Genomic DNA, 22,734 nt, shown 5'->3' with positions numbered 1-22,734 from the left:
GCTCAGCCCACTGCTTCCTGCTCGTGGTGATGCGGTTCGTCCTCGCACAGCGCGCTCTGCGCACCGGCGATATGAATCTGCCCGCCGACGCGCAGCACCTCGATCTTCGTTCCGTACAGATCCGACAGCGTCTCCGAGGTCATCACCTCGTCCGGCTTGCCGATTCGGAACTGGCCGTTCACCAGGTACAGCACGCGGTCGACGAACTGCAGGACCGGGTTGATCTCGTGGGTCACGAACAGCACCGCGGACCCGGCCTCGCGCCGGCGCGCGTCGATCAGTTCGCTGACCGCGCGCTGGTGTGCCAGGTCGAGCGACAGCAGCGGTTCGTCGCACAACAGCACCGTCGGGTCGCCGACCAGTGCTTGCGCCACCCGCAGTCGTTGCTGCTCGCCGCCGGACAAGCGGCCGACTGGCTGTTTCGCATAACGCGTGCCGCCGACGGATTCGATTACCGACGCCACGCGGCGCTTCCGTGCCCGCATACCGGCCAGGCCTGGACCCCAGCGGTGCCCATCGAGTCCCAGCCCGACCAGGTCGACGCCGCGCAGCGTGAGCGAATCGTCGATCGCGCGCTGCTGCGGGATGTAGCCGACCTTGCGGTTCGCCCCTCCCGGACGCCCGCCCGCGATTTCCACCGTGCCCGCCGACAGCGACTGCATCCCCAGCAGCGCCTTGAGGAAGCTGCTCTTGCCGGAACCGTTCGGACCGAGGACGGCCAGGAATTCGCCCGGCTCGACATCGAGGTCCAAACCGGACCAGAGGGTGCGGTCGCCGAAGGCGAGCCCGGCCCCGCGCACGCGGACCGCGGGACCGGCTTCCGGAAGCTGGACGGACATCAGCTGTTCAGAGCCCCCGACAGCGAGTCCACATCCTTGGTCATCCAGTCAATGTAGCCCGTGACGTTCGCCGGGAGCGTCTCGGATACGTCGACCACCGCGACCCCGGACGCCTTCGCGTCGGCGACCGCCTGCTTGGTCAGCGGGGTGACCGTCTGCACGTTGTTGACCAGCGCCTTCACCTGCTTCTCCTTGATCAGCTTGGTGAACTCGGAGACCGCCGCGGCGGGCACGTCGGTCTCGTTCTCGATCGCGTCGGAGAAGGCCTTCGGAGTGGCGTCGGCGATGTTCGCGGTCTTCAGCAAGTAGTGCGCGACGGGTTCGGTGACGACAACCTTCGTGTTCGGGTGCGCGGTGCCCAGCGCGGACGCCTTCTTGATCAGGCCGTCGAGCTGGCCCTTGAAGGTCTTGGCGTTCTCGTCGAACTTCTGCTTCGACGCGGGCTGGATCTCGCCGAGCGCGGCCGCGACCTGGTCGGCGACCTTCGCGACGCCCGGCAGGTCGTACCAGACGTGCTCGTTCTCCTCGCCCGGCTTGGCGATGTCGTAGGCGACCAGTTTCTTCGCCGAGGCCGCCTCGCCGGACAGCTTGGTGAAGAACTCGTCGTACCCGCCGCCGTTCGCCAGCGTCAGCTGCGCCTTCTTGGCGGCGAGCGCGTCGTCGGCGGTCGATTCGTACGAGTGCGGGTCAGCGGATGGATCGTGAATGATCGACGTGACCTGCACTTTGTCGCCTCCGACGGCGGACGCGACGCTGCCCCAGACATCGGTGGAGGCGACGACCTTCACCTGGTCGCCCGTGCCCCCTCCCGCCCCGGAACCGGACGAGGACGACGTGCTGGAGCACGCGCCGAGCGCGAACACAGCCAGAGCCGACGCGGCGGCGAGGACGCTCGTGGTGCGGCGGGAAGTCATCGGGCACTCCTGGGTCGAACTGCTAATGGAAACCGTTGTCAGATTCACTTTACCCCATCCGAACGGCGAGCCTCACTCCACCGGGTGGCCGCACGCGCTCTTGATCACCGAGCGGATCGAGACACTCACCACAGGGGTGTCGCTTCTGGAAAACGATCTGAACCGTTACGGTTTGCGGATGGGCCGTCCTATTCGCACCCGGAGGCAGGCGACATTGGCGTCGCTCGCGGCGGAACTCGGGGTGTCCAGGACCACCGTGTCCAACGCCTACAACCGCCCGGATCAGCTCTCCCCCGAACTGCGCCGCAGGGTGCTCGAGACCGCGCGACGGCTCGGCTACCCCGGCCCGGACCCGGTCGCGCGCTCGCTGCGCACCCGCAAGGCGGGCGCGGTCGGGCTGCTGCTGACCGAGAACCTCTCCTACGCCTTCCGCGACCCGGCCGCCGTCGGCGTGCTCGAAGGACTCGCGCTGGCCTGCGAGGACGCGGGCGTCGGCCTGCATCTCGTGCCGGCCAGCCCCGGTCGCGAGGATCTCGCCGCGGTGCACCGCGCGGGCGTGGACGGGTTCGTCGTGTACTCCGTGCCGGACGACGACCCGCATCTCGCGGCCGTCCTGGAACGGCCCGTGCCGACGGTGATCATCGACCAGCCCCGGATCGAGGGCGTGGACCGCGTCGGCCCGGACGACGCGGCCGCCGTCACCCAGCTCGCCGACCATCTCGTGGCGCTGGGCCACCGGCAGATCGGCGTTCTCTGCATGCGGCTCGGCCGCGAGCGCAACGACGACTTCGTGACTTCCGAACGCCAGAGCGGCGCGCACTTCCACGTGCAACGCACCCGACTGGAGGCGCTGGCGACGGCGTTTTCCTCGGCGGGCGTCGACTGGGCGACCGTCCCGGTGGTCGAGCGCTTCGACCACACGGTGGACGACGGCGCCTCTGCCGCACGTCAGCTCCTGGACGCGTATCCGCAGGTCACCGCACTGGTGTGCACGTCGGACATCCTCGCACTCGGCGCGCTGGCCGAGGCCGCGCGACGCGGGCTGCGAGTGCCGCTCGACCTCACGGTGACCGGCTTCGACGGCATCGCCGAGGCGGAACGCTCCGGCCTCACGACGGTGCATCAACCGGTGCTGGAGAAGGGCAAGGTGGCCGGACGGCTGCTGCTCAGCTCCGCCGAGCGGGTCGGGCCGAAGGTGATCACGCTGCCGACCGAACTGCGGGTCGGGAGGACGTCAGCGCCGCCGCGGACGGTCGAGGAGCCCTGGTTCGGCGGCTGAGCGGTTCACCCCAGCCTTTGCCGTGATTTCCGGCCCACCGCATTGTGTACGCGGGTCCGGGCCGGTTCCATAGTGGGAACCGCCCGCGCAGGCCGAAAGGTGCCCCATGACCTCCATCGACGTGCTGCTCAAGCGTAATCAGGAAATCGGGAACATCGTTCCCGGCGACCGGTCCTCCCCCAAGCCGTCGCTGCAGGTGTCGATCCTGACCTGCATGGACGCCCGGATCCGGGTGTTCGAGATCTTCGGCCTGCTGCAGGGTGAGGCGCACGTGCTGCGCAACGCGGGCGGGGTGGTCACCGACGACATGATCCGGTCGCTCGCGCTCAGCCAGCGCAAGCTCGGCACCCGCGAGGTGCTGATCGTCCAGCACACCGACTGCGGCCTCTCCACGGTCACCGAGGACGAGTTCAAGGACGAGCTGGAGACCGCGACCGGGCTGCGGCCGACCTGGGCGGTCGAGGCGTTCCGCAAGGTCGAGGACAGCGTGCGCACCTCGATGGAACGCGCCCGGCGCAGCGACTTCCTCCTGCACAACGACAACGTGCGCGGATTCGTCTACGACGTGAAGGCCGGGAGCCTGACCGAGGTCAAGTAAGGGCCGTCGTATTCAATGGCGGGGTGGCAGTAGACACCGATGTTCTGATCGAGTGGTTCGCCGACGTCGGCCGGGACCTGCCCTGGCGGGAGCCGGACTGCTCGGCGTGGGGCGTGCTGGTCAGCGAAATCATGCTGCAGCAGACGCCGGTCTCGCGCGTCCAGCCGATCTGGCTGGAGTGGATGGCTCGCTGGCCGGTGCCCTCGGCGCTGGCCGCGGAGACCACCGGCGAGGTCGTGCGCGCGTGGGGCAAGCTCGGCTACCCGCGTCGCGCGCTTCGGCTGCACGCCGCCGCCACCGTCATCGCTCAGGAGCACGGCGACGTCGTGCCGTCCGATGTGGACACGCTGCTCGCGTTGCCCGGCATCGGCGCGTACACGGCGCGCGCGGTCGCGGCGTTCGCGTACGGCAAGCGCGCGCCGGTGGTCGACACGAACGTCCGACGCGTGGTCGCGCGTGCCGTGCATGGCGCGGGCGACGCGGGCCCGGCGTCGAATACTCGCGACATGGCGGACGTCGAAGCGTTGCTGCCCGCCGAGGACGCGCCTGCAGCGAAGCTGTCCGCGGCGTTGATGGAGCTGGGCGCGCTGATCTGCACCGCCCGGTCGCCGAAGTGCGCGGACTGCCCGATTTACGCCGAATGCAAGTGGCAGCACAACGGCCGTCCCGAATACGCCGGTCCCGCCAAGCCGGTGCAGAAGTTCGCCGGCACCGACCGGCAGGTGCGCGGGCTGCTGCTGGACGTTCTGCGCGGTGCCGAGGGGCCGGTCGAGAAGGCTCGGCTGGACCTCGTGTGGCACGAATCGGGCCAGCGCGACCGGTGCCTGGATTCGCTGCTCGTGGACGGTCTGCTGGAGCAAACCCGCGACGGGCTGTTCGCGCTTCCCGGGGAACACTGACGCACTACGACGAAAGTCGGCAAAAAGTTGTCACCCCCGGGGCGCCGGGTTAGCTTTCCCCCGTCGCACTTCCGGGCTGAGGAGTTCCGCATGGGGGAAGCATCGCGTCGTGCCGTCTTGAAGGGCGGCCTCACCGTCACTGCCGTGGGTGCGTTGGGCTTCGCCACGGCGAAATCCGCGGCGGCGGTCACCGCTCCGGTCATCCATTCGACAGCCGAGTGGAACGCCCGGCCGCCGTCGGGCGCGATCGTGGTGGAGAACCACAAGCCGACGTACATCGTGGTGCACCACACCGTCGATCCAGGCAACAACACCGACTACTCGCTGGCGCACGCGCTGCAGATCTCGCGGGACATCCAGAACTTCCACATGGACACCCGCGGCTGGATCGACACCGGCCAGCAGTTCACGAACAGCCGCGGCGGCTTCGTCACCGAGGGGCGGCACCGCAGCCTCGAAATCCTGCGCGGCGGGACGCAGCACGTGCAGGGCGCGAACGTCGCGAACCACAACAGCGAATGCCTCGGCATCGAGAACGAGGGCCTCTACAGCACGGTCGACGTGCCGGTCGCGCTCTGGGATTCGCTCGTGCAGCTGATCGCCTACATCGCGCACCAATACGGCATCACGCCCGAGTTCATCAAGGGCCACCGCGATTTCAACTCGACCGAGTGCTGCGGCCAGGTGCTCTACGACCGGCTCCCGGAGCTGCGCAAAGCGGTCGGCCAGCAGCTCGGCCTGTCTGTCGCGCGCCTTGACGCACCGGAGTGGCCGCTGCTCAAACCGGGTGACACCGGGCCGCGGGTGATGACCGCGCAACGATTCCTGCGCGCCGCCGGGTTCGCCGTGCCCACCGACGGCGTGTTCGGCAAGGCGACCGCGGCCGCTGTGTCCGCGCTGGCCGCTGAGCACGGGCTTTCCCGCGACAGCTGCACCGCGGCTCGCGCCAGCGACGAGTCCGCCTACCTGGGCGCGGACGTCTGGCCGCTGATCGTGCCGGCAGACCGCTCGACCGCCGCGTGGCGCACCGAGCTGGCCCGCTGACCGGGGACGCCTCACGTGTGCCAGCGAGGGCGGCACGCGTGGGGCGTCACAGGCCGGACAGGAACGCCTCCACCGCGCCGCGATAGGTCTCCGGAGCCTCGGCGTGCGGCAAATGCGCCGAACCGGGCACGACCAGGTGCTTCGCGCCCGGTACTCGTGCCGCCACCTCGGCTTGCTGGCCAAGTGGCATCGCGGTGTGCTCGCCCTCGACCAGCAGCAGCGGGCAGCGGATACCGTCCACAATGGACCAATAGTCCCGCCGGCCCCATTCGGCGGCGATCTCGTACAGGTTCTCCAGGTCGGCGATCAGGTGATACCCGTCGTCGCGTTCCTCGACGCATTCGGTGAAGTAGTCGCCCGCGGCACCGAAGAACTCGCGCACGTGGGCCAGCGATTCGAACGGCACCGGCCAGCTCTCGAAGTAGCCCCGCCAGGTCTCGACGGTGCGTCCGCGCTGGTCCGGCGCGAAATCCTCGCTGACCACCGCGCGCACCAGCTCCGGGTGCTTCGCCGCGGCGGCCCACGCGTGCAGCCCGCCCATCGAATGCCCGATCAGCACGGACGGACCAACGTCGGCCAGCACGTCCGCGACGTCCTCGGCGAACTGCTCGGTGGTCCACGGACCGGTGTGCGGCGCACGGCCGTGCCCGCGGGCGTCGAGGGCGCGCACGCGGCCGTATCGCTTGAGCCATTGCGCGACCGGCCACCACGTGCGAGCGCGGCCCATCAGCCCGTGCAACAGCAAGATCGACACGCCAGGGCGTTCGTCGCCGCCGAAGTCGATCAGGCCTGGTCGCATTAATCCTCCCGGGTTTTCCCGGCTACCTCATCACAAATCTGCCCCTAGGGTGAAGGAATGCGCAGCCGTCAGCCCGCCGTCCTCGCCCTCTTCGGCGTGCTTGCGCTGTCCGCGTGCAGCCCTGCCGAACCCGCCGCTCCACTGCCGCCGATGCATCCCGCACCCGGCGCGAACAGCGCGGGCGACCCGTATTTCCCCGAGGACGGCAACGGCGGGTACGACGCTCTGGACTACCACGTCGACGTCAGCTACGACCCGCCGAGCGGCCGCCTCGACGGCGACACCACGGTCGCCGCGAAAGCCACCCAAGACCTCAGCCGCTTCGACTTCGACCTGCGCGGACTGGACGTCGCCTCGGTGGAGATCGACGGGAAACCGGCGAAGTACAGCCGGGAGAAGAACAAACTGGTCGTGACTCCGGCCGAACCGCTGCGGTCGGGCTCGACGTTCCGGACGCGCGTGCGCTATTCGGGTGTTCCGGCGAAAACCCCGCACGACGGCGGTTCGGAGAACGGCTGGGCCCGCTCCGAGGACGGCGGCGCGTACCTGGTCGGCGAGCCGCATTCGGCGTCGTTCTGGTATCCGGTCAACGAAACCCCGCGCGACAAGGCGACCTTCACGCTGACCGCGCACGTGCCCACCGGCTGGACGGTGCTGTCCAACGTCCGGGAAAAGGGCACCAGCGCCAAGGACGGCAAAACCACCACGACGTGGGCCGATCCGAATCCGGTGGCCAGCTACCTGACCACGATCGCGATCGACAAATTCACCGTCCAGCGGTCCACGCTCCCGGACGGCACGCCGATCGTCTCCGGCTACGCCCCTGGCGCCGAGGCCCGCGAGGCCACCGGCGACCGGCTGCCGGAGGTGATCTCGTTCCTGGAGAGCAAGTTCGGCAAGTACCCGCAGAGCGCGGCCGGCGGGATCTACCTCGACGAGGACATCCATTTTTCCCTGGAAACGCAAACCCGTCCCACTTATGCGAAATGGGCGGAAATCCTGACCCTGGTGCACGAGAACGCGCACCAGTGGTTCGGCGATTCGGTGTCGCTCAACTCGTGGGCGGACATCTGCCTGAACGAGTGCTTCGCGTCGTACGCGCAGTGGATGTGGGGCGAACGCGAGGGCCAGAACCTGGACGACCGCTACCGCGCGGCCGTCGAGATCACCAAGGGCAGCACGGATTTCTGGGGCCAGAAGCTCGTCGACATGGGGCCGGAGCACCTGTTCGAAGGCGCGTACGACAAGGGCATCCTGGCGGTCCACGCGCTGCGCCGGGAACTGGGCGAGCCGGGATTCGAGAAGGTGCTGCACGAGTGGGTGGGCGAGCACCGCAACAGCAACGCTACGTGGGCGGACTTCGAGAAGCTCGTGTCGAAGGTCGCCGGCCGCGACTTGAGCGCGTTCCTCAACGACTGGTTCCACGGGTCGAAACTGCCGTCGGACGCCGATCTCTATCCGGGCGGGTTGCGGCCCTGACTGCCGAGCAACGACCTGGTCAGACCGCTGCGGGAGTCGCGACCGTGCCGACCAGCCCCAGCTGGACGACGTCCGCCGCCTCGTACGGGCGACCGCGACCGTCGCGTAGTCCACCGCGCCCAGCTCGTAATGACCGTGCTGTTTGGCCGTGACCAGCATGCCGACCAGGGCCGAACCAGCCGGTGGCTACTTGACCCCGACGCGGGATCGCTCGCCGACGAAGTCGGTGCCATAAACTCGAGCCATGGCAGTGGTCAAGATCAACGCAATCGAGGTCCCCGAAGGCGCCGGCCCGGAGTTGGAGAAGCGGTTCGCCGCTCGGCTGCACTCCGTCGACAACCAGGAGGGCTTCCTCGGCTTCGAGCTGCTTCGCCCGGTCGCGGGCGAGACGCGCTACTTCGTCTACACGAAGTGGGAAACCGAGGAGCACTACCAGGCCTGGGCGGGCGGTCCGGCGCGCGAGGCGCACGCGGGCGAGCGCAAGAACCCGGTGTCGACCGGTGCGAACCTGCTGGAGTTCGAGGTCGTGCAGGCATCGAAGCCGGGTGAGTGACGAACTCGCCCGCGCCGCCGAGCTGATCTCGGGTGCCGGCGCGCTGCTCGTGTGCGCCGGCGCCGGGATGGGCGTCGACTCCGGTCTGCCCGATTTCCGTGGCGGGGAAGGGTTTTGGCGGGCTTATCCGCCGTACGCCGGGCTCGGGCTGCGGTTCGAGGAGCTGGCCGACCCGCAGCATTTCGCCTCGGACCCGGAGCTGGCCTGGGGTTTCTACGGGCACCGGCTCGACCTGTACCGGAAGACGGTGCCGCACCGGGGGTTCGGTCTGCTGCTCGAACGCGGGCTCGCGAAACCTGGCGGCGTCCAGGTCTTTACGTCCAATGTGGACGGACAGTTCCAGGCGGCGGGCTTCCCGCGCGTCGCCGAGGCGCACGGGTCGATCCACCATCTGCAGTGCCTGGCCGGGTGTTCTCGGGACATCTGGTCGGCCGCGGACGTCACGGTCGATCTGGACGAGGCGACCATGCGCGCCCGGCCGCCGTTGCCGTCGTGTCCGCGTTGCGGCAGCCTCGCCCGGCCCAACATCCTGATGTTCGGGGATTTCGACTGGGTTCCGGACCGCAGTCAGGAACAACTGGACGAACTGGCGGCGTGGCGGCGCGCGCACCGTGACGCGGTGGTGATTGAAATTGGTGCCGGACAAGCGGTTCCGACCGTGCGCCGGTATTCCGAACTCGCCAGCGCGGCCACGGGTGCGCTGATCCGGATCAATCCGCGCGAACCGCAGATCCGCCACGGGCGCGGGATTTCGATCCCCGCCGGCGCGCTGGAGACGCTGGTCAAGCTCGTTTGAGCTCCAGCAACGGGAACGGGCGGCCGTCCGGATCCGTTTCCTGCCTGCCGACTACCTCGAACCCGTGATGCAGATAGAAACCGACCGCCTGCGGGTTCTGCTCGTTCACGTCCAGCGTGAGGCCAGGGAAACGGTCCAACGCCGCCCGCAGCAACGCCGACCCGACCCCGCGACCGCGGAAATCGTCGTGCACGAACAGCATTTCCAGCTTTCCCTCGGCGATCCCGGAGAAACCGGCCGCGATTCCGTCGACCTCCGCCACGGTCAGGTCGACTTCCGGGAAATAGACCGGGACACGCGTCGCGTAGTACTCGACGTCCGACGGCGCCAGGAAATGGTGCGTCGCCTCAACGGCACTGCGCCAGATCTCCAGCAGCCGCGGGTATTCGGCTTCCCCGCTGCTCGGCCGCAAGGTCGTCATGGCAGTTGCACCTCCGCGTAAACCGCCCGGTGATCGCTTCCGGGCACATCGAACACTTGGTAATCCCGGATCGCGACCCGGCGGTCCACCAGCACGTGATCCAGCGGCACGAGCGGGACCGCCGACGTCGACCAGGTCGGGATCAGGCCGTCGCCGCGCGCCTCCGCCGCGTCGACGTACCCGCGCGACAGCACCGTCCGCAGCGCGGCGTGGTCGAGGGTGGCGTTGAAATCGCCTGCCACGACACGCAGGCCGTGCTCGCCGATGGCGCGCGACAGGTCCCGCATCTGCTGCTCCCACTGGTAATACCCGGAATCCGGCGAACGCGGATGCGCCGCCACGATCTCCAACGTCGTTCCGTCGCCGAGATCCGCCGCCGCGCCAGGCTGATTCTGAACCGAATCACCAGTGTAATCCTGCTCGGCAAGCGGATATCGCGACACGATGCCCGAACCGTCCACACCGGACGCCGGATGGAGCACGCGGTACGGCAGCGTCTGGAAGAGCCCGGCCTTCTCCAGTCCGGACATCGCGGCGGGTGTCATCTCCACCAGGTTCAGCACGTCGACCCGCTGCTCCCGGACCAGCCGCACGAGCGCCGCGGGATCGGCCTGGCCGAGGTAGAGGTTGGCCGCCAGCACGCGCACCGTCTTCCCCTGTGCCGCGGGCTGGTCGTCGGACATCACCCGCGGCGCGACGAACACCGCCAGCAACGCGGATAACGCGAGCGCGACGCCGCCGACCCACCAGCGCCGCAGCACCAGCGCGAGCGCGGCGAGCAGCACGCCGTAGATGACGACGTACGGGGTCAGCGCCAGCAGCGCGGTCAGGTACCAGCTGCTGCCGTCCCAGCCGATCGTGCGCAGCACAGCCACTGTGAACAGCGGCAGTCCGACCAGCACGAGCAGGCCCGTGACCAGCCGGGTTCGCGTCCGCGCCTCCATCACCATGATCCAGAGTATGCCGGGCAGGCGCTGACAGGTCCGTGTCAGCGCCGTGTGCGCGGCTTGCCAGCGCCTCCGTCCACTGTGTGCTTGAGCGACACAGGAGGAGGCGTCATGTCGCACGCGATCCAGGCCGAGGGCCTGGTCAAGCATTTCGGGGAGACGAAGGCGCTGGACGGGGTGGACCTCGAGGTCCCGTTCGGCAAGGTGGTCGGGGTGCTCGGGCCGAACGGCGCGGGCAAGACAACCGCGGTCCGCATCCTGGCGACCCTGCTGAGACCCGACGCGGGCCGGGCCACGGTCGGGGGTTACGACGTGGTCCGCGACCCGGTCCGGGTGCGCGGGCTGATCGGGCTCACCGGGCAGTACGCGTCGGTGGACGAGGACCTGAGCGGCACCGAGAACCTGGTGCTGATCGGGAAGCTGCTGAACCTGTCCCGGGCCGACGCGCGGGCGCGGGCGGCCGAACTGCTGGAGCGGTTCGAGCTGACCGACGCGGCCAAGCGGCCGATCCGGACGTACTCCGGCGGCATGCGGCGCAGGCTCGACCTGGCGGCGAGCCTCGTCGGCCGCCCCGCCGTGCTGTACCTGGACGAGCCGACCACCGGACTCGACCCGCACGCACGCAACGAGGTGTGGGCGGTGGTCCGCAGCCTCGTCGCCGACGGCGCGACTGTGCTGCTCACCACGCAGTACCTGGAGGAGGCCGACCAGCTGGCGGACCGGATCACCGTGTTCGACCACGGCCACGTGGTCGCCGACGGCCGCGCCGACGAGCTGAAGCGGCGGGTCGGCGGGCAGACGCTGCAGGTGCGGCCGACGTCGCTGAGCGACCTCGACGAGGTCGACCGCATCCTGGCCGAGCTCACCGGAGCCCGCCCGGTCCGCGACGACGCCACCGGGCTGCTGACCGCACCGGTGTCCGACCCGGTCCTGCTGTCCACGCTGGTGCGCCGGCTCGACTCGGCGGGCATCACCTCCGACGAACTGGCGCTGCGGCTGCCCAGCCTCGACGAGGTGTTCCTCGCGCTGACCGGACACGCCGCCGAAGAGCCGAAGCCCGAACGCGAACTCGAAGGGAGCCGGTCGTGACCACCGCGACCGCCGTGGCGGCCCCGCCCCGGCACATCAGCCCGGTCCAGGGCGCGAAGCACGCGTTTTCGCTTGCCTGGCGGGGAATCCTGAAGATCCGCAAGAACCCGGAACAGCTGGCCGACGTCACGCTGATGCCGATCATCTTCCTGCTGATGTTCACCTACCTGTTCGGCAACGCGCTGGGCGGTTCGATCGAGAACTACCTGCAGTCGTTCGTGCCCGGCCTGATCGTGATGAACGTGCTGCAGGCCTCGCTGACGGTCGGCACTCAGCTCAACACCGACATCACCAAGGGCGTCTTCGACCGCTTCCGCTCCATGCCGATCGCCCGCTCGGCGCCATTGGTGGGCGCGGTGCTGGCGGACCTCGTGCGGTACGTGGTGTGCCTGACGGTGCTGCTGACCGTGGCGACCGTGATGGGCTTCCGCGTGCAGACCGGTCCCGGGGAGTTCGTCCTCGCGATCCTGCTGGCGATCGCGTTCGGCCTGTGCTTCTGCTGGGGTTCGGTGTTCGTCGGGATGCTGATGAAGTCCCCCGGCGCGGCGCAGGGCGTGATGTTCGTCTTCATCATGCCGCTGACCTTCGGCAGCAACGTGTTCCTCCCGACGGCCACGATGCCGGGCTGGCTCAAAGCATGGGCGGACATCAGCCCGGTGAGCCTGATGTCCGACGTGATGCGCGGCCTGCTCAACGGCGGCGCCGCGTACGGCGGCTCCCTGCTGGGCGCGCTGGCGTGGATGGCCGGTGCGGTCGTGGTGTTCTTCCCGCTCGCGACGTGGGCCTACCGCAAGCGGGTCTGAGGGCGTCCCGCACGGGGGTGTGGACGCTGTGGGTGAGTGTCTGTGTCCGGGTTCCACAGCCGGGCACAGACACTCACTTTTTTATGGCGAGCAGCCGGCGCAGTGCGGTCGGGGTGTGCCCGAGGTGCGCGCGCACCGTTCGGCACAGGTGGGCCTGATCGGCGAACCCGAGGTCGGCGGCGAGGGCGGCCAAGCTGGGTTCGCCTGCCTCCAGCCGGTCCAGCGCGCGGGCTACGCGCACGCGATTGCGGTACCGGGTCAGCGACACTCCCAGTTCGCGGGTGAAGGCCCGGCTGAGCCGGTAAGGCGAGACGCCCAGCAGGGCCGCCAGCGGGATCAGGCCGTCCGCCGCGGGATGATCGTCACCGATCGCGCGGCGGGCTTGAGCTGCCAGCGCACGGTCGCCTGCCCGGCCGCCGTCCGGAGCGACTGTGGCCACGACCTGCCGGACCACCACAGCCACCAGGCCGAGCAGTCCTTCGGTCGCCGCGTACTCGGGGTCTGCGGCGCGGGTGGCGGCGAGGAGCCGGCGGTGGGCGAGGTCGAGTGTGCCGTCCACGTAGAGCGTTGAACGCTCCAGCAGCGGTGCGTCGCCGGCCAGGGTGCGCCAGAACGCGGGCGTCAGGGTGATCGAGGTGCATTCGTCACCGCCGACGGGATGGGCGAAGTACTCCTCCTCGCCGGGCGTCCCGAGGTATCCCACGGTGCGGTCGAGGTCCGCGCAGAGCCCGCGGACCCGGCGGCGGAACCCGCCGCGTCGCACGAGCACGAGCCGCACGTCCTCGCGCGGCCGCTCGGCCGACCAGCCGCGGTGATCGTCCCGGCAGTCCACCGTGCCGACGGCGAACTCCGGGCGAGCGGCGAGATCGACGAAGGAGAGCACACCCGGAGGCTACGGCGAGGGTCTGACAATTCCGCAAAAATCTTCAAGACGCGAGCGGCTGGGACCGGGCAGGCTGGCACATCCATTGCCACCGCACGAAAAAGGGAGCAGGAGACATGGCGTCCATCCGCGAAGAAGCAGTGATCGAGTCCAGCGCCGACGACGTGTGGGAGGTGATCGGCGACTTCGCCGCGGGTCCCCGGCGGATGGCGCCGGGGTTCGTGCTGGACAGCCGGGCCGAGGAGGACTGCCGGGTCGTCACCTTCGCCGCCGGCACGGTCGTCCGGGAACGGCGGATCGGCGTTGACCACGACATCCGCCGGATCGTCTACTCAGTCGTCGGCGGCGACGTCCAGCCCGAACACGACAACGCCTCTATGCAGGTACTCGAAGATGGCGAACAGCGGTGCCGGCTGGTGTGGATCCGCGACGTGCTGCCCGACGAACTGGCCGCGCCGATGAGCAAAACGATGTCGGCCGGTATGGAGGTGATCAAGCGGACTCTCGGTCGCCCAGGCTCACCCGAGTGAAGCCCCCGAGAGGTGGCCGGTCAGCCGCTCCCAGTTCCCGGAGCCAATGGCCGCCTTCTCTTCCTCGCTGAACGGCGCCTTCTCCAAAAACGACCGCGCGACGCCGCCGCTCGTGTCCAGGTAAGGAAATCCGCCCGGCCGGGTGCCGAAGGTGTACGGATAGTCGGTCGAATACAGCATCCGATCCGTCCCGACGACCTCCGCCGCCCAGCGCAGGTAGCGTTCGCTGACCGTTCCGCTGCCCGCGATCCAGAAGTTCTGGCGGAAGTAGTCGGCGAGCGGCTGCCGCAGCCCGGCCATTTCCCGCAGGAAGCCGACGTGGTCCAGGTAGAACAAGACCACCTCGCCCCAGTGTCCGGCGATCACTTGCAGCTCGGGGTGCCGGTCGAAGACGCCGGAGAAGATCATCCGCAGGTACTGCACGCCCAGGTCGTAGTACCAGCCGAGCCCGGCGGTCGCCAATGCCGCGCCGACGCCGTTGGGCAGGTCCGAGTAATACGCCTCTTGTACCGCCTGCACCGGCGCTTGGGGATGGAAGTGCAGCGGGACGCGGAGTCGTGCGGCGGTTCCGTAGAGGTCGTCGAATTCCGGGGCGTCGGCCAATTTGTCGCCGGTGCGGCCGTAAAGCATCGCGCCGCGGAAACCCAGGCTGACCGCGCGTTCCAGCTCCTCAGCGGCGGCTTCGGGCGAGGACGTCGGGAGCGTGGCGAAGGCCTGGAATCGCGTCGGATTGGCGGCGACGATCTCGGCGAGTGCGTCGTTGGCCTCCCGCGCGACGGGCACGGCATCGGCAGCCGGAAGGTTCTGCACGCCGGGGGTCGACAGGGACAGCACCGCGACGTCGATGCCCTGGTCGTCCATGTCGGCGAGACGTCCTTCGCCGACGTCGTGCAGGCGTCGCGTGACCGGATGGTCATCGGGATAACCGTGCGGCTGGAGGCCCGCCTTCGTCCACGCGTCGCGCAGGACAGGCAGGACCACGTGTTCTTCCAGGGCGACGATGCGCATGACAGCTCCTCTGCGTTTCCGGTGATACCCAATGGAGCGTATCACCGGAAACATCAGTGGAAGCAAGTTTTAGTTATCGTCGATAACAGGCGAGCGCTCCGCCCGGACCGCCTCGATCGCCTCCGCCCGGTCCAGCTGCGAGGTCTCGGCCACGAGCGCCTCGTATCGCTCCTCGCCCAGCTCCCTGGTCAGGTTCTCGATCAGCTCCCGGACCTCCGGGCTTCCCAGGTCGAACCGGCCGCGCACCACCGCGCTCAGCGCCAGCAGCCGGGCCGACGACTCCAGCCGCCCCTGCTGGTACCGGATCCGCGCCAGCAGTTCGACCATGGCAGCCAGGTCCGGCATGTCGAAGCGCCTCGCCGCCTGCTCGACCACGCCGAACACCGCTGGCTCCGCTTCGTCCGGACGGCCTTCGGCGAGCAGCAAACCGGCCTCGATGGTGCCGAGCCATTCCGCCTCGAAACCCTCCGGAGTCGGCCAATCCGCGCGCGCCGCCTTCATTTCCCGGAACACCTCGCGCGCCTCGGCGACATTGCGCTCACGGATCAGCAACTCGGCACGGCCGAGCAACACGATCAGGCGCAAGCCGTTGTTGACCCCGGCAGCCGCGTAGCGTTCGGCGGCTTCCATGTCCCGCCACGCGCCTTCCTGATCTCCGGAGCGCGAACGCTCCACCGCCAGCCGCCACCACTGCTGCACGATGTCGTCCCTTGACCGCAGCTCCATCACCAGCCGCAATCCCTCGGTGTACCCGGCAATCGCGCCCTCGTGGTCGCCGGCCTGCGACCGCGCCGCGGCCCGGAACCCGTGCGTCATCCCGAGTCCCCAGCGGTCGCCGACCTCGGCGAAGCCCTGGTGGGCAAGCTCTCGCGCCCGGTCCGCGCTCCCGAGATCCCCGGTGTCGCCGAGGACGAAGCTCTCCGCCCAGTGCCCGGCGGCGCGGCTCCAGACATCGTCCCGCGCGACGGCCCGGCGGATCTCGCGCAGCGCCAGGTCCCGCTCGCCGTTGAGGTACGCCACGATCGGCAACCCCACCCACAGCCACGGATTCCGGTCCGCGGCGCCGGTCCGCACGCATTCCTCGATCAGGTCGGGGACGTCCACCTTCTCTTGCGGCCCGGCCATCACCCGCATCAGCACCTGGATCAACCGCAGGCTCGCCGCCACGTCCGGCGGCAGCTCGCCGCTCAGTTCGAGCACCTCGTCCACGAACAGCGCGCCCCGCTCGTTCTGGCCGACGATGTTGAGATACCAGAACAATCCGAACAGCAGCCGGGCCGCCGCTGCCGCGGAATCGGACTCGATCGCCGCCCGCAGCGCGGCGTTGAAGTTATCGCTTTCGTGCTCGTACACGTCGATCGCCTGGAGCTGGTCCCGTCCGCGCAGCAACGGTTCGTTGCGGTCGGCCAATTCCGCGTAGTAGGCGACCATCGCCTCCCGCATCCGCTCCCGTTCGCCGGATTCGGCGAGCCGCTCGGTCGCGTAGGCGCGCAGGGTTTCCAGCAGGCGGTAGCGCATGCCCACCACGTCCACAATGGACTTCTCCACCAGCGAACCCAGTACGTACACGACGTCTTCCGCGGGCAGTTCCTCGTCCGCGCAGACGTTTTCCACCGCCTCCTCGGAAAAACTCGCCGCGAACACCGCGAGCCTGCGCGCGAGCCGGACTTCCGCGTCGCTCAGCAGATCCCAGCTCCACTCCACCACCGCGCGCAGCGTGCGCTGGCGCGGCAACGCCGTACGGCTGCCGGAGGTGAGCAAGCGGAACCGGTCGTCGAGCCGTTCGGCGATCTGTTCGGCGGTCATCGACCGCAACCGCGCGGCGGCAAGTTCGAGCGCCAGCGGCATTCCGTCGAGCCGGCAGCAGATCTGCCGTACCGCGTCCACTGTGGACTCGTCGAGCCGGAACCCCGGCCGTACCGCCATCGCGCGGTCGAGGAACAGCCGGACGGAATCGAGCGTGCCGACGTCCGAGGGCGGCGCGGCCTCGTCCGGCACCGGCAGCGGACCGAGCGGGCACAACGCTTCCCCGGTGATCGCCAGCGGCTCCCGGCTCGTGGCGAGCACTCGCAACGCGGGCAGCCGGCGCAGCAAATTCTCGGCCAGCTCCGCGACGGTGTCCACGAGGTGTTCGCAGTTGTCCAGCACCAGCAACGCTTCCGCGCCCCCGAGCGTCTCCACCGCGTGCTCGAACGGATCGACCTGCCGGCGCCGCGCGTCGGTCTCCGTCGTCCGGATGTCGCGGACCTCCAACGCGTTGAGCAGCGCGGTCAGCACGTCTTCCGCGTCCCGCACACCGGCCAGCGGCACGAACCACACCAACCCGCGCGAGTGCGCTGGATGCCGAGAAGCCGCCTCCGTCGCGAGCCGGGTCTTGCCGGCTCCGCCTGGGCCGACGAGCGTGACCAGCCGGGATCCTTCGAGCAGTTCGGCCAGCAGCTTCAGCTCGTCGGTGCGGCCGATGAAGCTGGTCAGCCGCTGCGGCAACCGGTCGACCACCGCGGCGACCGGCGTGTACTCGCCGCGCAGCGCACGCAGATGCACTTCCTGCAGTTCCACCGACGGGTCGACGCCCAGTTCGTCGGCCAGCGTCGTCCGGATCGCGGAATACGCGGCGAGCGCGTCGGCCTGCCGTCCGGCCGCGGAAAGCGCACGGATTCGCAAGCCGGCCAACCGTTCCCGCAGCGGATGCGCTTGCGCGGCGGCGGTGAGTTCCGCGAGCACGTCCGCGTGCCGTCCCAGCCGCAGCTCGGCTTCGAACCAGTCCTCGGCGGTCTCCGTGCGCCGCTCCTCCAGCAGCGTCGCGGGCGCGGCGGCGAACGGCGCGTCCAGCACGTCCGCGAGCGCCGGTCCGCGCCACAACGCGAGCGCGGCGGCGAGCGATTCGGCGGCGGTGCCGTCCCGGCCAGCGGCAAGTTCCCGGCGCCCCTCGGCGGACAACTGCTCGAACCGGTGAAGATCCACCGCTTCCGGCGGCACCGCGAGCCGATAACCGCCGTTGACCGACTCCAGCTCCGCCCCCGCAGGCCGCAGCACTCGACGCAGCCGCGAGACCAGCGACTGGAGCGCATTGGCCGCGTCCGCAGGGGGTTCCGCGCCCCACAGACCGTCGATCAGCGCCTCGGCGGGAACCGCGCGGCCGGCGTCGAGCGCGAGCCGGGAAAGGAGCATGCGAAGGCGGGCTCCGCCGATGTCGATCGGCGTGCCGTCCTCCCCCTCCGCTCGCAGCGGGCCCAGCAGCGCGACGCGCATGAGGTCCACCTTTCCAGACAACGCCCTCGCCGTGTCGGGGCCCGACGTAAGTGTGGACTTTCGGGACAAACTGCGGCCAAAGCGGTTACTGCCCGGCTTCCCGGCGCTACGTTGCGGAGGATTCACCCGCAGACACAGGAGCGCCCATGAGAGCACTGCACCGCTGGCATCGCCCGGCAGTGACCGTCGCAGCCACCCTCACCGCTTTGACGCTCGGCACTGGGATCGCGTCGGCCGGACCGGCCGGCTGGGACAAGCCCACGCCCGGTTCGGACGGCGCCGGAGACAGCTACTACCCGCAAGACGGCAACGGCGGGTACGAGGTCTCCGACTACGACCTCAGGGTCAACTACGCTCCCGACACCCACCAGCTCGCCGGCGTCCAGACGGTCCACGCGAAGGCGACCCAGTCGCTCAGCTCGTTCGACCTCGACCTGCGGGGCCTCACCGTCGACGCGGTCCGGGTCAACGGCATTCCCGCGAAGTTCACCCGCACCGGCGACCACGAACTGGTGATCACGCCGAGGCTGCCGCTGTGGAAGGGCCTTCCGTTCACCACGGAGGTCGCCTACCACGGCGTCCCGGTCGCGATCGACGACCCGAACCTCGGCAAGAACGGCTGGCAGTTCACCAAGTCCGGCGGCGCGTTCGCGGCGGGCGAGCCGAAGTCGGCCACCACCTGGTACCCGGTCAACGACACCCCGCGCGACAAGGCGAAGTTCCGGCTGTCGATCACCGTCCCGAACGAGTGGGGCGTGATCGCCAACGGCCGCGAGGTCGGCAAGTACCGGACGCGCGCGGGCACCACGCACGTCTGGGCGGAGAACACCCCGACCGCGCCGTACATGACCACGGTCGCGATCGACAAGTGGACCTTCAACCAGCGCAAGCGCGCGGACGGCACCCCGATCGTCAGCGCGTACGCGCCGGGCACCACCGACGCCACGAAGCAGGCCGACGCGCAGCTGCCCGAGGTTCTCGACTTCCTCGAATCGAAGTTCGGCAAGTACCCGGTGGACGCCGCGGGCGGCATCTACCTGACCGAGCCGATCGGGTTCTCCCTCGAGACGATGAGCAGGCCGATCTACTCCGGCCGCGCGGGCAATATCGGCACGATCGTGCACGAGAACGCGCACCAGTGGTGGGGCGACACGGTCGCCGTCGACCACTGGAAGGACGTCTGCCTCAACGAATGCTTCGCGTCGTATGCGACCTGGCTGTGGGCGCAGAAGAACGGCACCGACCTCGACGCCAGGTACCTCGACCAGGTCGCGTCGGCCAGCGATTCGTTCTGGGCGGGCAAGCTGTACGACATGGGCCCCGGCCACGAGTTCACCTACGTGTACTCCAAGGGCCCGGTCATGCTGCACGCGCTCAGCAAGTACATGGGACAGGACGCGTTCGACCAGGTGCTCAAGACCTGGAACCGCCTGCACCACGACGGAAACGCGAGCATGCAGGACTTCCAGAAGTACTGTGAGAAGGTGTCCGGCATGGACCTGCAGGGCTTCTTCGACGCGTGGATCTACGGCAACGGCAAGCCGTCCGACGAGTACCTCTACCCGGGCGACCTGAAGCCGGCCGCCAAGTGACGGTTCTGCTGACCGGGTTCGCACCGTTCGACGGAGCGGCGACGAACCCTTCTTGGCAGGCGGCTTCGCTGGCAGCGGCGCGGCGGACGGACACGGTGGCGGTTGAACTGCCGTGCGAGTTCGACGCGTCGCTGCCGGCGCTGCGAGCCGCGATCCTGGCGCACCGGCCGAACCTGGTCGTGTGCGCCGGACTGGCCGGCGGCCGCCAGCACGTCACGCCGGAGCGGGTGGCGATCAACCTGATCGACGCCCGGATCCCGGACAACGCGGGCGCGCAGCCGGTCGACGTCCCGGTGGTCGAGGGCGGGCCGTCCGCGTACTTCACCACGCTCCCGGTGAAAGCGGCGGTCGCGGCGATCGAGTCGGCGGGGCTGCCCGCGGCCGTGTCGTACACCGCCGGGACGTACGTGTGCAATCAAGTCTTCTACGGCCTGATGCACCTGATCGCGACGGAGTTTCCCGGACTGCGCGGCGGTTTCGTGCACGTGCCGGAGGAAGCGCGGATGCCGCTGGACTCGATCGCGCGAGCGCTCGAGATCGTGGCGGACACCGCGCTGACCGTGCACGAGGACGTGGCCACCTCGGCAGGCACCCTGCACTGAGCCCTATTCGCCAGGCTGGACGGTCTTCTCGAAGAACTGCACCAGATCCTGTGGCCGGCGGCTGGTGTGCGACGGGCTGGTGTCCATCACCGTGCCGACCACCGGAATGCCGTCGGCCTGGTAGATCAGCAACCCGAGCTTCGGCCCGACTCCCGCGACGTAGCGGCCGCTCAACCCGGTGCGAGTGCGCCAGGTGTCGGTCTCGATGCGGCCTGCCATGTCCTTGCGCGCGCTCGGCTCGACCTGGGCGAGGGTGAGCCCTTCGTGGAACGCGACGGTGGTCTTGTCCGGGAAGCGGCACAGCGCGCTGCGTACCGCGCCTAGGGCTTTCGCCAGCTCCGGGTCGTCGGAACAGGTGGCGCGGGTTTGGATAGTCGGACCGGCCAGGCGGCGGATGCACTTCGTGAGGCCGTTTTCGCCGGGGAGCGCTGGTTGTGAACCAGCGCAGGTGGTGGTGTTCGGCGGGACGACTGGCTGGTTGGCCGCGGGCTTGTCGTCGCCGCGAGTGGCGACGACAGCGGTCACGATCCCGGCGACGACGAGCACGGCCAGGGCGATCGCGCCGATGATCAGCGGTTTGCGGGACTTCTTCTTGTGCGGCTGTTGCCATCCTTGCGGGGGCGGCATGGGTGCCGGAGGCCGCTGGTTCAGTACGGGTTGCTGGGCAGGCTGTTGCTGCATGGGCTGTTGCTGCACGGGCGGCCAAGATGCCGGTGCAGGCGCGGGCATGGGCGCTGCCGGACGCACGTCCACGTGATGCAAGCCGAACGCGACCGCCGTCTCCGGCTGGTCCTCGGTAGTCGGCACCACGCCAAGCGTCGACCCGACCAGCGAAGCCAGCAACGGCATCCGGCTGGGCCCGCCGACCAGATACACGCCCCCGAGCCGATCCGGCGTAAGCCCGGCCCGGGCGATCGTCGCCGCGAGCATTTCCGCACTGCGCAACAGATTCGGCCGAACCAACGCTTCCAATTCGGCGCGGGTGACGAGAACGTCGCCGAACGGATCCGGCATCGGCACCTCAGTGTGCGCGTGCCGGGAAAGACTTTCCTTGGCGTCGCGGACGTCTTGGAGCAACACCCGCCGCAACCGCCGGTCACTGGTCGTCTGCGGACGGAGAAGCCGTTGCCACTGCGCAGGATCCGCGTGCGACACCGATCGTCCAATGTGGACCAGCAGGGCTTGGTCGATGTCGAGACTGCCGAGATCCGGCAACCCGTCCTCCGCCAGAACCGCGGTACCCGCGCCGACGACCGCACAGTCGAACGTGCCCGCGCCGAGGTCGTACACCGCGATCGGCCCGCTAGGCGCACCTGTTTCGCGGAGAGTCGCGTAATGCGCCGCCGCCGCGACCGGCTCCGGCACCAACCGCGCCTGAACGAACCCGGCTTTCCCCGCCGCCGCCCGGAGCGTCTGCTGCCGCTGCGCACCCCAGCCGGCCGGATGCGACAACCGCACCTCGTCCGGAACCCCGGAGAGCTGCCGCTCGGCCTCCTCGCCCATCCGCCGCAACACGGCAGCGAACGCGTCGACAACCGGCACCGCCCGATCCCCGAGCAGCAGCTCACCGTCGTCGATCCGCCGCTTGGGATTAGGCTCGAACCGGCTGGGATCCAACCGAGCCCGCCGCTCCGCGTCCTGCCCGACGACGAGCCGCCCGTCCTCCTCCGCATACACCGCGGAAGACATGGTGACCGACCCGTCAACCTCAATAGCCCGCGGCCCGCGCCCGAAGGCCGCCAAGACGCCGACCGTGCTGGAAGTACCGAAGTCGATCGACAGGACGTCCACGCAGTTCCCCTCCCCAAAACCCCACCGCATCGTCTCATGGGCCCTGGTGACAGATATAACTGAAACCAAGTTGCCAACATAAGTGAAGCTGAGGCACACTTGGGTACGTCAACAGCCGTGAAGCGGAGAGATCATGACACCGACCACCACCGCGCGAGAGTCATTGTTCGCGACCCCGCGCGCCCAGCAGGAGGCACACGCCGCCGCGGAACTGATCGCCGACGCGGGCGGCCAGGTCACGCTCGACGGCGTCGAACTGGGTGGCGAGATCCGCGAACTGCTGCGCCAGATCATCTCCATCGTGGCCGAGGGCGGAACCGTGACCGTCGGCGCGATGCCGGAGGTCATCACCACCACCGTGGCCGCGGAATTGCTCGGGATCTCCAGGACCACGCTGATGAAACACGTCCGCGCCGGCGACCTGCCAAGCACCCGAACCGGCAGCCACACCAAACTTCGCCGCGACGACGTTCTCGCCTTCCGCCGGGAACGACTGCGCAAACAACGAGACGCGTTGAACGACCTGCTCGCGATCGAAGACCAACTCGGCATCGAATAGTCAGAATCGAACAGGAGGGGCCGCCCCGCGAAAATTTCGCCCTCGTATCGTGGTGCG

At 69.2% G+C, this 22,734-nt stretch carries 22 protein-coding genes; 13 read left to right on the top strand and 9 right to left on the bottom strand.

The genetic code is table 11. The features are described 5' to 3' along the window. Positions 1–2: 2 nt before the first annotated feature. Positions 3–839 carry a metal ABC transporter ATP-binding protein gene (locus FKO37_RS06545; protein WP_037808198.1) on the bottom strand — a complete coding sequence of 279 codons (837 nt, stop codon included), beginning with the start codon at positions 837–839 and terminating at the stop codon, positions 3–5. After that, positions 839–1,753 carry a metal ABC transporter solute-binding protein, Zn/Mn family gene (locus FKO37_RS06540; protein ID WP_238603978.1) on the bottom strand — a complete coding sequence of 305 codons (915 nt, stop codon included), beginning with the start codon at positions 1,751–1,753 and terminating at the stop codon, positions 839–841. Before FKO37_RS06540 ends, FKO37_RS06545 begins: the two co-directional genes overlap by 1 nt. Before the next feature lie 178 nt (positions 1,754–1,931). Between FKO37_RS06540 and FKO37_RS06535 the strand changes: the two genes are divergently transcribed. The 4 genes from FKO37_RS06535 to FKO37_RS06520 all read left to right on the top strand — a co-directional run bounded on the left by FKO37_RS06535 (position 1,932) and on the right by FKO37_RS06520 (position 5,573). Next, complete coding sequence (locus tag FKO37_RS06535) at positions 1,932–3,032, top strand: LacI family DNA-binding transcriptional regulator (protein ID WP_037809317.1); 1,101 nt, start codon at positions 1,932–1,934, stop codon at positions 3,030–3,032. Between the two features lie 106 nt (positions 3,033–3,138). Then, positions 3,139–3,630 (top strand): carbonic anhydrase, encoded by a 492-nt coding sequence (locus FKO37_RS06530; RefSeq protein WP_037808204.1) that lies wholly within the window; start codon positions 3,139–3,141, stop codon positions 3,628–3,630. Positions 3,631–3,653: 23 nt separating this feature from the next. Next, the gene (locus FKO37_RS06525; RefSeq protein WP_037808207.1) at positions 3,654–4,529 is read left to right on the top strand and encodes an A/G-specific adenine glycosylase; all 876 of its coding nucleotides are present in this window, start codon (positions 3,654–3,656) and stop codon (positions 4,527–4,529) included. A 90-nt stretch (positions 4,530–4,619) separates the two neighbouring features. Next, on the top strand, positions 4,620–5,573 hold the full coding sequence (locus FKO37_RS06520; RefSeq protein ID WP_238603977.1) for a peptidoglycan recognition family protein: 954 nt from the start codon (positions 4,620–4,622) through the stop codon (positions 5,571–5,573). Positions 5,574–5,619: 46 nt separating this feature from the next. Here the strand turns inward: FKO37_RS06520 and FKO37_RS06515 are convergent, their stop codons facing one another. Then, the gene (locus FKO37_RS06515) at positions 5,620–6,372 is read right to left on the bottom strand and encodes an alpha/beta fold hydrolase (RefSeq protein WP_199817286.1); all 753 of its coding nucleotides are present in this window, start codon (positions 6,370–6,372) and stop codon (positions 5,620–5,622) included. 57 nt (positions 6,373–6,429) lie between these two features. Here FKO37_RS06515 and FKO37_RS06510 point away from each other — a divergent pair, with 57 nt between their 5' ends. The 3 genes from FKO37_RS06510 to FKO37_RS06500 all read left to right on the top strand — a co-directional run bounded on the left by FKO37_RS06510 (position 6,430) and on the right by FKO37_RS06500 (position 9,200). Further along, positions 6,430–7,851, top strand: coding sequence for a M1 family metallopeptidase (locus FKO37_RS06510; RefSeq protein ID WP_238603976.1), 1,422 nt, complete (start codon positions 6,430–6,432; stop codon positions 7,849–7,851). Positions 7,852–8,095: 244 nt separating this feature from the next. After that, entirely contained in the window at positions 8,096–8,404 is a 309-nt protein-coding gene (locus tag FKO37_RS06505; protein ID WP_037808215.1) for an antibiotic biosynthesis monooxygenase, read from the top strand. Continuing rightward, positions 8,397–9,200 carry a Sir2 family NAD-dependent protein deacetylase gene (locus FKO37_RS06500; RefSeq protein WP_238603975.1) on the top strand — a complete coding sequence of 268 codons (804 nt, stop codon included), beginning with the start codon at positions 8,397–8,399 and terminating at the stop codon, positions 9,198–9,200. Before FKO37_RS06505 ends, FKO37_RS06500 begins: the two co-directional genes overlap by 8 nt. Here FKO37_RS06500 and FKO37_RS06495 read toward each other — a convergent pair. Beyond that, positions 9,187–9,621, bottom strand: coding sequence for an acetyltransferase (locus FKO37_RS06495; protein WP_134728463.1), 435 nt, complete (start codon positions 9,619–9,621; stop codon positions 9,187–9,189). The genes FKO37_RS06500 and FKO37_RS06495 overlap by 14 nt on opposite strands. Then, positions 9,618–10,571 (bottom strand): endonuclease/exonuclease/phosphatase family protein, encoded by a 954-nt coding sequence (locus FKO37_RS06490; RefSeq protein ID WP_238603974.1) that lies wholly within the window; start codon positions 10,569–10,571, stop codon positions 9,618–9,620. Before FKO37_RS06490 ends, FKO37_RS06495 begins: the two co-directional genes overlap by 4 nt. Before the next feature lie 108 nt (positions 10,572–10,679). Between FKO37_RS06490 and FKO37_RS06485 the strand changes: the two genes are divergently transcribed. Both FKO37_RS06485 and FKO37_RS06480 read left to right on the top strand, forming a co-directional pair. Beyond that, positions 10,680–11,657, top strand: coding sequence for a daunorubicin resistance protein DrrA family ABC transporter ATP-binding protein (locus tag FKO37_RS06485; protein WP_037809320.1), 978 nt, complete (start codon positions 10,680–10,682; stop codon positions 11,655–11,657). Next, the gene (locus FKO37_RS06480; RefSeq protein ID WP_037808218.1) at positions 11,654–12,460 is read left to right on the top strand and encodes an ABC transporter permease; all 807 of its coding nucleotides are present in this window, start codon (positions 11,654–11,656) and stop codon (positions 12,458–12,460) included. The genes FKO37_RS06485 and FKO37_RS06480 overlap by 4 nt, the downstream gene beginning before the upstream one ends. 73 nt (positions 12,461–12,533) lie before the next feature. Here the strand turns inward: FKO37_RS06480 and FKO37_RS06475 are convergent, their stop codons facing one another. Beyond that, positions 12,534–13,343 (bottom strand): helix-turn-helix domain-containing protein, encoded by an 810-nt coding sequence (locus tag FKO37_RS06475; RefSeq protein ID WP_238603973.1) that lies wholly within the window; start codon positions 13,341–13,343, stop codon positions 12,534–12,536. Positions 13,344–13,459: 116 nt separating this feature from the next. Between FKO37_RS06475 and FKO37_RS06470 the strand changes: the two genes are divergently transcribed. Next, positions 13,460–13,873, top strand: a complete 414-nt coding sequence (locus FKO37_RS06470) for an SRPBCC family protein (RefSeq protein WP_037808221.1) — start codon at positions 13,460–13,462, stop codon at positions 13,871–13,873. On the opposite strand, the gene FKO37_RS06465 is transcribed toward FKO37_RS06470, so the two are convergent. Together FKO37_RS06465 and FKO37_RS06460 are read right to left on the bottom strand one after the other, a co-directional pair. Then, positions 13,862–14,881: an amidohydrolase family protein gene (locus FKO37_RS06465; protein WP_037808223.1), complete on the bottom strand. Its 1,020-nt coding sequence runs from the start codon at positions 14,879–14,881 to the stop codon at positions 13,862–13,864. The genes FKO37_RS06470 and FKO37_RS06465 overlap by 12 nt on opposite strands. Positions 14,882–14,950: 69 nt before the next feature. Next, positions 14,951–18,133, bottom strand: coding sequence for a BTAD domain-containing putative transcriptional regulator (locus FKO37_RS06460; RefSeq protein WP_238603972.1), 3,183 nt, complete (start codon positions 18,131–18,133; stop codon positions 14,951–14,953). A gap of 146 nt (positions 18,134–18,279) precedes the next feature. On the opposite strand from FKO37_RS06460, the gene FKO37_RS06455 reads away from it, so the two are divergent. Both FKO37_RS06455 and pcp read left to right on the top strand, forming a co-directional pair. Then, positions 18,280–19,725 carry a M1 family metallopeptidase gene (locus tag FKO37_RS06455; protein ID WP_037808228.1) on the top strand — a complete coding sequence of 482 codons (1,446 nt, stop codon included), beginning with the start codon at positions 18,280–18,282 and terminating at the stop codon, positions 19,723–19,725. After that, positions 19,722–20,327 (top strand): pyroglutamyl-peptidase I, encoded by a 606-nt coding sequence (gene pcp, locus FKO37_RS06450; RefSeq protein WP_037808230.1) that lies wholly within the window; start codon positions 19,722–19,724, stop codon positions 20,325–20,327. The genes FKO37_RS06455 and pcp overlap by 4 nt, the downstream gene beginning before the upstream one ends. Before the next feature lie 3 nt (positions 20,328–20,330). Here the strand turns inward: pcp and FKO37_RS06445 are convergent, their stop codons facing one another. Then, positions 20,331–22,118: an Hsp70 family protein gene (locus FKO37_RS06445; RefSeq protein WP_238603971.1), complete on the bottom strand. Its 1,788-nt coding sequence runs from the start codon at positions 22,116–22,118 to the stop codon at positions 20,331–20,333. Between the two features lie 133 nt (positions 22,119–22,251). Between FKO37_RS06445 and FKO37_RS06440 the strand changes: the two genes are divergently transcribed. After that, on the top strand, positions 22,252–22,677 hold the full coding sequence (locus FKO37_RS06440; protein ID WP_037808236.1) for a helix-turn-helix domain-containing protein: 426 nt from the start codon (positions 22,252–22,254) through the stop codon (positions 22,675–22,677). Positions 22,678–22,734: the final 57 nt, after the last annotated feature.

The sequence above is a fragment of the Amycolatopsis sp. Poz14 genome (genome assembly GCF_006704225.1).
In the GTDB taxonomy this organism is placed as follows: Bacteria; Actinomycetota; Actinomycetes; order Mycobacteriales; family Pseudonocardiaceae; genus Amycolatopsis; species Amycolatopsis nivea.
Note: the sequence above shows the minus strand (reverse complement) of the source record. Positions and strands in the feature narration are given on the sequence as shown.

Excerpts from the sequence above, each read along its gene's own strand:
- FKO37_RS06470 (WP_037808221.1), top strand. The coding sequence starts at position 13,460 with ATGGCGTCCATCCGCGAAGAAGCAGTGATCGAGTCCAGCGCCGACGAC.
- FKO37_RS06510 (WP_238603976.1), top strand. The coding sequence starts at position 6,430 with ATGCGCAGCCGTCAGCCCGCCGTCCTCGCCCTCTTCGGCGTGCTTGCG.
- FKO37_RS06520 (WP_238603977.1), top strand. The coding sequence starts at position 4,620 with ATGGGGGAAGCATCGCGTCGTGCCGTCTTGAAGGGCGGCCTCACCGTC.
- FKO37_RS06530 (WP_037808204.1), top strand. The coding sequence starts at position 3,139 with ATGACCTCCATCGACGTGCTGCTCAAGCGTAATCAGGAAATCGGGAAC.
- FKO37_RS06535 (WP_037809317.1), top strand. The coding sequence starts at position 1,932 with ATGGGCCGTCCTATTCGCACCCGGAGGCAGGCGACATTGGCGTCGCTC.
- FKO37_RS06505 (WP_037808215.1), top strand. The coding sequence starts at position 8,096 with ATGGCAGTGGTCAAGATCAACGCAATCGAGGTCCCCGAAGGCGCCGGC.
- FKO37_RS06440 (WP_037808236.1), top strand. The coding sequence starts at position 22,252 with ATGACACCGACCACCACCGCGCGAGAGTCATTGTTCGCGACCCCGCGC.
- FKO37_RS06455 (WP_037808228.1), top strand. The coding sequence starts at position 18,280 with ATGAGAGCACTGCACCGCTGGCATCGCCCGGCAGTGACCGTCGCAGCC.
- FKO37_RS06515 (WP_199817286.1), bottom strand. The coding sequence starts at position 6,372 with ATGCGACCAGGCCTGATCGACTTCGGCGGCGACGAACGCCCTGGCGTG.
- FKO37_RS06540 (WP_238603978.1), bottom strand. The coding sequence starts at position 1,753 with ATGACTTCCCGCCGCACCACGAGCGTCCTCGCCGCCGCGTCGGCTCTG.
- FKO37_RS06495 (WP_134728463.1), bottom strand. The coding sequence starts at position 9,621 with ATGACGACCTTGCGGCCGAGCAGCGGGGAAGCCGAATACCCGCGGCTG.
- FKO37_RS06460 (WP_238603972.1), bottom strand. The coding sequence starts at position 18,133 with ATGCGCGTCGCGCTGCTGGGCCCGCTGCGAGCGGAGGGGGAGGACGGC.
- FKO37_RS06490 (WP_238603974.1), bottom strand. The coding sequence starts at position 10,571 with ATGGTGATGGAGGCGCGGACGCGAACCCGGCTGGTCACGGGCCTGCTC.
- FKO37_RS06465 (WP_037808223.1), bottom strand. The coding sequence starts at position 14,881 with ATGCGCATCGTCGCCCTGGAAGAACACGTGGTCCTGCCTGTCCTGCGC.
- FKO37_RS06485 (WP_037809320.1), top strand. The coding sequence starts at position 10,680 with ATGTCGCACGCGATCCAGGCCGAGGGCCTGGTCAAGCATTTCGGGGAG.
- FKO37_RS06545 (WP_037808198.1), bottom strand. The coding sequence starts at position 839 with ATGTCCGTCCAGCTTCCGGAAGCCGGTCCCGCGGTCCGCGTGCGCGGG.